General features: G+C 68.1%; 4 protein-coding genes. 1 reads left to right on the plus strand and 3 read right to left on the minus strand.

Features of this window, described 5'->3' with window-relative positions; genetic code table 11:
• Both ACY45C_RS09875 and ACY45C_RS09880 read right to left on the minus strand, forming a co-directional pair.
• A partial coding sequence (locus ACY45C_RS09875) for a TetR/AcrR family transcriptional regulator (RefSeq protein ID WP_462187323.1) occupies positions 1 to 481 on the minus strand: 481 nt, incomplete at its 3' end.
• Between the two features lie 346 nt (positions 482 to 827).
• Positions 828 to 1,310, minus strand: coding sequence for a GtrA family protein (locus tag ACY45C_RS09880; protein ID WP_462187324.1), 483 nt, complete (start codon positions 1,308 to 1,310; stop codon positions 828 to 830).
• A gap of 425 nt (positions 1,311 to 1,735) precedes the next feature.
• Between ACY45C_RS09880 and ACY45C_RS09885 the strand changes: the two genes are divergently transcribed.
• Complete coding sequence (locus ACY45C_RS09885) at positions 1,736 to 2,365, plus strand: beta-class carbonic anhydrase (RefSeq protein ID WP_462187325.1); 630 nt, start codon at positions 1,736 to 1,738, stop codon at positions 2,363 to 2,365.
• Positions 2,366 to 2,451: 86 nt separating this feature from the next.
• Here the strand turns inward: ACY45C_RS09885 and ACY45C_RS09890 are convergent.
• A partial coding sequence (locus ACY45C_RS09890) for a UDP-glucose dehydrogenase family protein (protein ID WP_462187326.1) occupies positions 2,452 to 3,619 on the minus strand: 1,168 nt, incomplete at its 5' end.

The following is a 3,619-nucleotide window of genomic DNA, read 5'->3' on the forward strand; positions in this document are numbered from 1 at the left end:
GTACCGTGCGGTCGACGTCCGGGCGGACCTCGCCACGGGCGATCCCGCGTTCGATGATGGCCTCCGAGCTTGCCTGGCGTTGCATCCAGAGGCCGCGGCGCAGGGCATCGCGCAGACCGGGATTGCGCGGCATCTCCGAGATCAGTTCCGCGAGGATCCGTCCCCGATCGCCGCGGATCGTGTCATGGAACGAGGTCAGGAACTCAAGGATGTCCAAGCGGAGGGAGCCGTTGTCGGGTACCGGCATCCGCTGCTCGGTGAAGGCGTTGACCGCGTCCATCACCAGGGCGAGCTTTGACGGCCAGCGCCGGTAGATGGTGGCCTTTCCGGCTCGCGCCCGGGTGGCCACCCGGTCCATCGTCACACCGTCGTATCCGACCTCGGCCAGAAGGTCGAGGGTGGCGGTGCGGATCGCCTGGTCCCGGCTCTCGTCGCGAGGTCGGCCGCCGGGGTGCGACGACGCGAGCGAGGACGGGGTCACGACACACCCTCCAGGTTGCTGCGGACTGGACGGCGCTCCACGCGGCGTTCCCGGTAGCCGATGTGTCTCGCTGGATGGAGGGCTGTGGGCGCGCGGCGCCAGCATGGCCCGCCGAGCGTAGCCCACCGGCGAAGGTTCGGGAACCGTTCGGTATCGGAACTAGGTTGTTCCCGACTTGTCTGCCGGGGACGGCGGGAGGGCGGAACGTCCTGTTCCGCTGTCGTGCCGTGTCGGCGGGCGTGTTGGGCGTCCGGGGGTGGCGGCGATGCGCGGCGCACCTGAAACGGCCGGTCCGGTGCCGGACGAGGCGGCGGAATGTGCGTCGGGCCGGGGGCCGCTGGTGCGGTCAGATCCGGCCCGCATGCTCCGGGATGCGCCGACGACCGTCCTGACGGGCTCCGCCGTTCGCGGTGGCCTTGGGATGGTCCGGGTGGAGGAAGACCCACTTCTTGTAGGCCCAGAACCGGAATACGGTGCCCAGCCCGGTGCCGATGATGTTACCGAACAGGTTGAACGCAAGTACGCCCTTGAGATCGAGTACATAGCGTGCGAACCCGAGGCAGCCGAGCGCGATCAGCAACCCGACCGTATTCAGGATCACGAAGAGTGTGTACTCGCGACGTAGACCGGTTCGGGCGCGATGGTTGAACGACCATTGCCGGTTCCCGATGTAGGAAAAGGTGGCAGCGACCACCGTGGAGACGGTCTTCGCGCTGAGTGGACCCATTCCGAGAAGCGTGTGGCACAGGTTGGAGACAAGAAAGTCGATGGCGTAACACGCGCCGCCGACCAGCCCGAACTTGCCCATCTCGTGGATGAGTACCTGCATCGGTGAGCGGGTCTGTCGGTGTCTCACCACGGGCGACCCCGATCGATATTTACCACTCGGAGAGAGTACCGGCTGCTCCCGCCCGCCCACCGTGCCACCCCCGTCGACGGTGGCGTGGTGGGCATCCGTGGCGAGGCCGGCTCACCGGCCATGGTGCCGGACGTAGCGGTGAACCCGTCGGCGCGTGGTGGAGTCACCGAGTAGCTGTTCCCATCTTTACGCTAGGTGATGCCACCAATCCGGTGCGGCGGGCAACGTGAGTGGCACAACTTCGGCAAAAGCTTGGGAACGTTGGCGAAGCTGGGCCCATGGACGGCATCCTGGCAGTGGGAGGGTGGGGACCATTGATCGGAAGGACGCATCATCATGATCCGCTCGAGTCGCCGGCCGAGCCGTTGATGTCAACGTCAAGGACCGATGACCACGTGGACACCGATGACCACACTGCTGTTGGCTCCGTTGCCGACGCCCAGGCGGACACCGTGCGCCCCGCGGACACCGTGCGTCCTGTGAGCCCGGTGGAGCCGGTGGGCCCAGTGGGTAGCGATGCCACGGCGACCGAACTCCTGCTGAGCTACGCCGTAGGTCACCCCGTCCGGCGGCGGGAGGCCGGGCTTCCTGCCCTGCCCGGCGCGCGGCCGCGCCTGGGCGTCGCGGTGGTTGCCTGTATGGACGCGCGGATCCAGGTGGAGGCTCTGCTCGGTCTCGTCGAAGGTGACGCCCACATCCTGCGCAACGCCGGTGGTGTCATCACCCCGGATGTGGTCCGCTCGCTCGCCGTGAGCCAGCACGTGCTGGGAACGACGGAGATCATTCTTTTACACCACACCGGATGTGGTCTCGAAAGGATTACCGACGACGGGTTCCGGGACCAGGTGGAGCACGAGACGGGCGTTCGTCCCGAATGGGACGTGTATTCCTTTCTCGATGTCAAGGAGGACGTGCGCAAGTCCGTCAGGGTGCTGCGTTCGTCGCCGTTCCTGCAGTCCACCACCTCGGTGCGTGGATTCGTCTACCAGGTGGAGACCGGGGCACTGGTCGAGGTTCTGCCGTAGGGCGGTCCACGGCGGCATGGGATGGGTCGCGTCGTCGGATTGTCGTCGGGTCAAGCTTGCCTAGTCCGGTAGGTCCGGTAGGCGGGTCACGCGAGTGGCCGTCCGAGCGCGTGGTAGATCCAGCCGGCATCCCGCCAGACCGCGGGATCCAGGACGTGCCGTCCGTCGATGACGATGGGTCTGCTGACGTGCGGTCGCAGGGCGGCCGGGTCGATCTCGCGGAACTCGCTCCATTCCGTCAGGACCAGGACGATCTCCGCTCCTGCCACGGCCCGTATCACCGAGTCGGTGTAGTGCAGGTACGGGTAGCGAACGCGGGCGTTCGGGATCGCCGCGGGGTCGTACACGGACACGTGGCCGCCGGCGCGGTGCAGCGCGGTGGCCACGTCGAGGGCGGGCGAGTCGCGGATGTCATCGGAGTTCGGTTTGAAGGCGGCACCGAGGACCGCCACCATCCGGCCCGTCGGCGAGCCCCCCAGCGCCTTGGTGGCTAGCGCCACCGTCCGCGTCCGGGCCCGCGTGTTGACGGCGTCGACCTCGGTGAGGAAGGCCAGCGCGGAGCCGACTCCCAGCTCGTCCGCGCGGGCCTGGAAGGCACGGAGGTCCTTGGGTAGGCAGCCGCCACCGAAGCCGATGCCGGCCTGGAGGAACCGGGGCCCGATCCTGGGGTCGTGAGCCAGGGCGGCGGCGAGCTCGGTCACGTTCCCCCCGGTCATGTCGCAGATTTCGGCCATCGCGTTGATGAAGGAGATTTTCGTCGCGAGGAAGGCGTTCGCGGCGACCTTCACGATCTCGGCCGTGGCGAAGTCGGTGACGATGACGGGTGTGCCTTCTTTGATCGTTCTGGCGTAGACCGCCCGCAGCCGTGCCTCGGCGATGCCACCCGGGACGACCCCGAAGACCAGGCGGTCCGGCCGCAGGGTGTCGTCGATGGCGGACCCCTCCCGGAGGAACTCGGGATTCCACGCAAGTTCCGCGCCCGGGGCGCCGGCGGCAAGTCGTCCGGCCAGCCGGGCCGCGGTGCCCGTGGGAACCGTCGACTTGCCCACCACCAGCGTCCCGGGCCGCAGCCCGGTCGCGATCAGACCATTCGTCACCGCTTCGACGTGGCGCAGGTCCGTCGCGCCGGAATCGGGCCGTTGCGGTGTTCCCACGCAGATGAAATGCACCTCGGCCCGGTCAGCCGCCTCGGCGAGCGAGCTCGAGAAGGCCAGTCGTCCCGCCTCCAGGTTCTTGCGGAGTAGCCCTTCCAGG

The sequence above is a fragment of the Frankia sp. CcWB2 genome, assembly GCF_977927585.1.